Here is a 5,991-nt window from a genome sequence, read left to right on the forward strand (position 1 = left end):
TTCAAAATGCAAAGCTCCCCCGCGGGGGGGGTGTGCGGCGCGAGCCCGGGCCGCGGGGGTCGCTTGGTGGGGCGCGCCGCTCTTCAGGCGGGCGCGGGGGTCGGAGGCGGCCCACGGCAGGGAATTCTTTACTTCACCTCGATTTTGCGCCGGCGGGCTTCCTTGACCTTCGGCAGGCTCAGCTCAAGAATACCTTCATTGAATTTGGCCTCGGCCTTGTCGGGGTCGACGTCACAGGGCAGCGCGACGGTCCGCGCGAACGCGCCACTGGCAATCTCGCAACGGTAGTAATCGCCCTTCTCCTCCTTTGTCTCGCGGGAGCTCTGGCCCTTGATCGTCACGGTAGTGTCGGTCACCGAAACGTCCAGGTCCTTGCGCTCGACACCCGGGATCTCGGCGCGTACCAGCAGCTCGCTGTCCCGGTCGACGACATCGACTTTCGGCAGGCGCGGCTCCACAGAGGCAAGGCGATCCCAAAGCGGGCGCTCCCCGCCCCAGCGCAGCCGCTGCATCCAGCCCCGGTCAAAAAGATTCTCGAGCATCCGCTCGAATTCCTCGAACGGGCTCAGCGCCCGCGAGGCCGGCGTGGCTTCCTTGGTAGCGGGGGTGATTTCCCTGAGCTTTTCCTCGGCCATGGCGCTTACTCCTGAGTTTTCGCTAGACCTTCGGGTTGATGACTGACCGTGTGGCACAACCGTCCGTTCAGGTTTTTTGGTGTACCACGCATAAAGGCTAAGACGCGCCGGGCCGAATTACGTTGACATACGTCAACTTGGTGGTCGTATTTAGAAATCGCGCCGGTTCCGCGCTCCTTAGCCTGCCGTTCGCTCTCTGTCCGAGACGTTCGTTTGATGCGGTTCAGGCCGCATGCTGCGCTTGGATAGAACACTTGACTTGCGGCGCCATCCGGTGCCCGGGCAGCGGGGACAACATTCGGCCGGAATTGGAGCTTCTTCAGTGAACTGGCGCAATGCCCTGCAACCGGTGGAACGCGTGGTAAGGCGACCGTCAGCCGCGGAACGGCACATCGACGCGCTTGAAGTGCCAGGAGATACCAATGGCGATGACCGCCAGCACCACATAAGCGAAGAAACCACCCGCATAGCCCGCGCTGCCCAGGGCATCCACGGTGGCACCGAGCATTAGCGGAATGAGGAAGCCGCCGAAAGCCCCCAAGCCGCCGACCAGCCCCGCGGCCCCACCCACCGCTTCGGGCACGTATTTGGGTACCATTTTGAACACCGCGGCATTGCCCACGCCCATGCCCAGCCCGATCAGCGCCTCGCCGAGCAAGTTGATCCAAAAGTGCACGATGAAGGTAAGCAGCAAAGCCCCCGCGAGCACCACGCTGAAGGCGAGAAGGGCCGTGCGCTCGCCGCCAATCCGCTCTGAGAGTACGCCGCCATAGACGCGGATGGCTGCGGCGAGCAGGGAGAATCCGACCCCACCTAGGAGGCCGGCGGTCTCAATGCTCATGTGGTGAAGATTGATCCAGTAGATGGGGAACCAGGCAGTGAGCGCGAGGAAGCCGCCGAAAGAGGTGAAATAGAGTGCGACCAGTCCCCAGGTGCGGGGGTCCTCCGCTGCGGTAATGACCGCCTGCCACACGGCTTCCCGGGGGAAGAGCTCTTGGCCATGCGCAGTGGCGATCTTGCGACTCGCCTCGGGCGAGGCACCCTGCTTGCGAAGCTGGAAATAGTAAGCGTCGCGTGCCCACGCGGCGTAAACGAGTGTGCCGAAGAGCAGAAACAGGAACCAGGCAAGATAGGATCCGGCGAGCCCCCAGGTCGCTATCGCAAAAGGTAGCGCCAAGGTAAAGAGACCGGGGGCGAGGTTGCCCAGACCGCCGTAGGCGCCCAAAACGGTCCCCTGGCGGCGTTGCGGGTACCAATAGGATACCTGGGGTATGCCGACCGAAAAGGAGGCGACCCCGAAACCGCTCAGCAACCCAAAGAAAACAATAATGGGATACTGGCGAACCGTGATCTCAGGCACCGCATAAAGGATAAAGACCAATCCCCACATACCGAGCAGCGAGAGTCCCAGCAAGGTCAGCATCGGCAGGCGCCCACCCACCCGGTCCACCCAAGCACCGAAGGGAATGCGGGCCAATGAGCCCATCAACTGCGGGGCGGCCACCAGCAATCCCAGCGCCACGCCGCTGAGCTGCATCTGTTCCTGGAAGTACTTAGCCGCCGGACCGTAGAGCGAGACCGCGGCAAAGCCGATGAAATACCCCCAGGTGCCCATCATGAGGCCCGTCATAGGCGAGCCGCGCAGCCTATACTGCGGCTGGGAAGCATCCGTTGCAGGCTTCGTCATGAGTGCCTCCTTGTGTTTGAAACGTCCTTCCCTTGGGTCAAAGCCAAGCTCGACAACGATTGTAATGTGACTTGCCCCTCTGATTAGGGCAATTTTTACCAGTTCAGCCCCTGATTTTGGCCCCCTCCCCCGTATTGGGACTGCCTTTGGGGAGAAAATCCGGCCTCTTACTTTGATCCCGAATGCGGCTCCTACCACGTCCCGGAAACGCCACGTCGTGTACCGCAGCTCCGGGTTCTCTTCCGCTTCTGCGCTCACCTCTCCGGGTTCCAGGAAATCTATCCCTTGGCGCCGCTAGCGGATTTATCTGCGATCACCTCGGCATGCGTCGGGCAAATGTATCGGCCTGGCGAGGCCGACCGTTTGGCTAGCGGGGAAAGTCTCGGCTACAGGGATCATGGGCATATCGCCATAGTGCCGGATTGAACATGGCTGTGATACGAACGAACGCTCCATGGGCCTAAGCTCCTATGGATGGGAGACGGCACCGCACTCCGGCACAAGACCGGGGCGGTTCCGCCGCGAATAATGGAATGCGCTACCAGCGGGCTGCTGGACGGTCGCTTCCCTCCCTACCACTACCATAAATATGTTCTACCGTAACGGTGAGCCAGTGCTGATCTGGCGCTAGCCTCTCGCTCTCTCTGTGGGTGAGCGTGAGTCCGTTGTATACGGCGTGGTGTGCAACCCAAGTTGAATGAAGGTAGCCGATGAGCATCCGCAATCTGGACCACCTGTTACGACCCGAGTCAGTGGCTCTCATCGGCGCCAGCCGGAAGCCGCACTCAGTTGGCGCCGTCCTGGCGAGAAACTTGTTCAAGTCCGGCTTCGAGGGCCCCGTCATGCCGGTGAACCCCAAGTACCGGGCCATCGAGGGCGTCCTCGCTTATCCCGACATCGACAGCCTGCCCATGACCCCGGATCTCGCCGTTTTGAGCACGCCGCCCGATACCGTTCCCGAGCTCATCGGGAAGCTGGCCGAGCGCGGCACCAAAGCCGCCGTGGTCGTGACGGCCGGGTTCGGCGAGGGCGCCGACGAGGCGGGCATCGCCCGACGCCAGGCGATGCTCGATGCTGCCCGACCGCACCTCATGCGCATCGTCGGACCCAACTGTCTGGGTCTGCTGGTACCGGCGATGGGGCTCAATGCGAGCTTCTCACATTTGAGCCCGAAAACCGGACGGCTTGCTTTCGTCACGCAATCCGGCGCCGTCGTCACTGCCGTGCTCGACTGGGCCGAGAGCCGCGGCATCGGATTTTCACACCTGGTCTCCTTGGGCGGTATGGCCGACGTCGACTTCGGCGACATGCTGGACTACCTCGCCAACGACCGGGACACGCACGCGATCCTGCTCTACGTAGAGGCGATCACCCAGGCCCGCAAGTTCATGTCTGCCGCCCGGGCCGCCGCGCGCATGAAGCCGGTGATCGTCGTCAAGGCCGGTCGCCATGCCGAAGCGGCGCGCGCCGCGGCCTCCCATACGGGCGCGCTGGCCGGCGCCGATGCCGTCTACGATGCCGCCTTTCGCCGTGCCGGCATGCTCCGGGTATTCCGGCTCGGCGATCTGTTTGCGGCGGTCGAGACGTTGGCGATGAGTGAGCTCCCCCACGGCGAGCGCCTTGCCATTCTCACCAACGGCGGCGGTATCGGGGTCCTGGCGACCGATGCGCTTATTGATGACGGGGGCACGCTCGCCGCGCTGAGCGAGGAGACCGTTGGCAAGCTGGATAAGGTCCTGCCGGCCACCTGGCCCCGGGGCAACCCGGTGGACATCATCGGCGACGCTCCGGCCGAGCGCTACGCAGACGCCCTCGGCGTGCTCTCGGACGCCCCGGAGGTGGATGCGTTGCTCGTCCTGAACTGCCCCACCGCTGTCGCCGACAGCCAGGATGCCGCGCGAGCGGTGATCGATGGCGCCAAAAAGCTCATCCACCGCAACGACCGGTCGCCGCGCCGGTCCCTGTTGACGAGCTGGGTGGGCCAGGCGACCGCCGAAGCCTGCCGTGCGCTGTTCGCCGAGCATCGCATCCCCAGCTACACCACACCGGAGGCGGCCGTGCGGGCCTTCATGCACATGGTCAATTACCGCCGCAACCAGGAGACGCTGCGGGAGACGCCGCCGTCGGTACCGGTGGAGTTTACCCCGGATGCGGAAGGCGCGAATCGCGCTATCGAGAATGCGCTCGCGGACGAGCGCGAATGGCTCACCGAGCCGGAGGCAAAGGGCGTGCTCGCCGCCTACGGTATCCCGGCCGTCGCCACCCACGTGGCCCGTTCGCCGGAGGAGGCCGAGGCGCGGGCGGCAGAAATTAATGCTCCGGTGGCGCTGAAGATCGTCTCGCCCGATATCACGCACAAGACGGACGTGGGCGGCGTGGCCTTGGATCTGGCCAGACCGGCGGCGGTGCGCGAGGCGGCGCAGGAGATGCTCCAGCGCGTGAAACAGGCCCAGCCCACGGCCCGGGTGCACGGGTTCAGTGTTCAGCCGATGGTGCGCCGACCCGGCGCCTACGAGCTCATCGTCGGCGTAACCGACGACCCCCAGTTCGGCCCGGTGGTGCTGTTCGGCCAGGGCGGCACCGCGGTGGAAATCATCAAGGACCAGGCGCTCGGATTGCCTCCGCTCAATATGAAGCTCGCCTACGAGATCATCTCGCGCACGCGCATCCATCGCCAGCTCCGGGGCTTCCGGGGCCTTCCGCATGCGGATCTGGATGCCATTGCCCTGACGCTGATCCGGGTTTCACAGCTGGTGACGGACATCCCGGAGATCGTTGAGCTTGACATCAACCCCCTGCTGGCCGACGCGTCCGGCGTGGTGGCGCTCGATGCCCGCGTGCGGGTGAAAGCGCACGGCGCGTTCGGCTCGGATCGGCTCGCCATCCGCCCGTATCCCAAGGAGCTCGAGGAGACGGTGCGGCTCGACGACGGCCGCGAGTTGCTGCTGCGTCCGATCCGGCCTGAAGACGAGCCGGCGCTGCAGCGGGCTTTCGCCAAGCTGACCCCGGAGGAAATCCGGCTGCGTTTCCTCGCGCCGCTGAAAGTGCTCTCGCATATGATGGCCGCGCGGTTCACACAGATCGACTACGACCGGGAGATGGCGCTCATCCTCACCGAGCCGGGCATCGCCGGGCAGACCGAGATCTACGGTGTCGTTCGAATCGCCACCGACCCGGACAACGAGAAGGCCGAATATGCCATTATCGTGCACCACGACATGGCGGGGGTGGGGCTGGGCCGCCTACTCATGCGCCGCATCATCGACTACTGCCGCCGCCGCGGCACGCGGCTGATCTTCGGTGATGTCCTGCAGCAGAATGCGACTATGCTGCGCCTGTGCAAGAGCCTGGGATTCGACCAGTACCCGCTGCCGGAGGAGCGGGGCATTGTGCGGGTGGAGCTGGGGCTGGAATAAGGCATTCCGCTGGGAGCCCAGGCCTGCCTCTTACCCAGGGGCCGATGATGGAGCGCTCTTCATTCGTCCTGGCGGCCGCTACCCGGCTCTTTTCCCAATCCTTGACCCCGGGCCTCATTCGCTTCGATCAGGCGCTGCAGGCGTTCCCGCATGATGGCCTCGTGCAGCTCTTTTTGCCGCATTTCATTGCGCAGTGCTTTCAGCAAAGCGCCGGCCATGAAGACCATCAGAACCATGAAAGGAAAAGCGGCGA

Annotated in this window: 4 protein-coding genes; 1 reads left to right on the forward strand and 3 read right to left on the reverse strand. The window is 64.2% G+C overall.

Features of this window, described 5'->3' with window-relative positions; translation table 11 throughout:
• Positions 1-128: 128 nt before the first annotated feature.
• A complete protein-coding gene (locus AC52Q4_RS12440; RefSeq protein WP_495537118.1) occupies positions 129-635 on the reverse strand; it encodes an Hsp20/alpha crystallin family protein in 507 nt (168 codons plus the stop codon).
• 373 nt (positions 636-1,008) lie between these two features.
• The gene (locus tag AC52Q4_RS12445; protein ID WP_495537119.1) at positions 1,009-2,322 is read right to left on the reverse strand and encodes an MFS transporter; all 1,314 of its coding nucleotides are present in this window, start codon (positions 2,320-2,322) and stop codon (positions 1,009-1,011) included.
• 710 nt (positions 2,323-3,032) lie between these two features.
• On the opposite strand from AC52Q4_RS12445, the gene AC52Q4_RS12450 reads away from it, so the two are divergent.
• Positions 3,033-5,738, forward strand: coding sequence for a bifunctional acetate--CoA ligase family protein/GNAT family N-acetyltransferase (locus tag AC52Q4_RS12450; protein ID WP_495537120.1), 2,706 nt, complete (start codon positions 3,033-3,035; stop codon positions 5,736-5,738).
• 59 nt (positions 5,739-5,797) lie between these two features.
• Here the strand turns inward: AC52Q4_RS12450 and AC52Q4_RS12455 are convergent.
• On the reverse strand, positions 5,798-5,991 hold a 194-nt coding region (locus AC52Q4_RS12455), incomplete at its 5' end, for a hypothetical protein (RefSeq protein WP_495537121.1).

This window comes from Nitrococcus sp. (assembly GCF_059432795.1).